Origin of the sequence: Pseudokineococcus sp. 1T1Z-3, assembly GCF_037482365.1 — a bacterium.
Lineage (GTDB): Bacteria > Actinomycetota > Actinomycetes > Actinomycetales > Quadrisphaeraceae > Pseudokineococcus.
Window position 1 is genome coordinate 1 of record NZ_JBBHZF010000011.1, and the last position, 507, is coordinate 507.

Sequence of the window (507 nt, forward strand, 5' to 3'; positions counted from 1 at the left end):
GCCACGCGCGGGCCTCGTCGAGCAGCGCGACGCGGGGTTCCGGCGGCACTGCGGCGGGATGGTCGATGGCCAGCAGCGCGGCCGCGCGCTGCGCGCTCGAGCGCGTGGCCAGCGCCGCGAACTGGGCGTCGTCCAGGACGTGGGCTGGGCTCATGGGGTGGTCCTCTCGGGAGCGTCTGGCTCGGGGGTAGATGTCGCTTCGCCGGCGGGAGTGATGACCTGGCGGTAGAGGGTGGCGCGGCTGACGCCGAGGTCCTTGGCCACGGACGTGACCGTCGCGCCCGGGACCGCGAGCAGGGATCGCGCGGCCTGGATGCGCGCGGGCGTCATGACGGTGGGGCGACCACCGACGCGTCCGCGTGCGCGGGCGGCCGCCAGGCCGGCCATCGTGCGATCACGGACCAGGTCGCGCTCGAAGGCGGCCAGCGCGCCGAACAGGGCGAAGACGAGCCGGCCGCCGGCGGTGGTGGTGTCGATGGACTCGGTCACCGACCGGAACCCCACCCC

The 507-nt window shown here is 75.7% G+C and carries 1 protein-coding gene; it reads right to left on the reverse strand.

Translation table 11 applies throughout. From position 1 onward, the window contains the following. Nucleotides 1-150: 150 nt before the first annotated feature. A partial coding sequence (locus WDV86_RS03345; protein WP_339566177.1) for a recombinase family protein occupies nt 151-507 on the reverse strand: 357 nt, incomplete at its 5' end.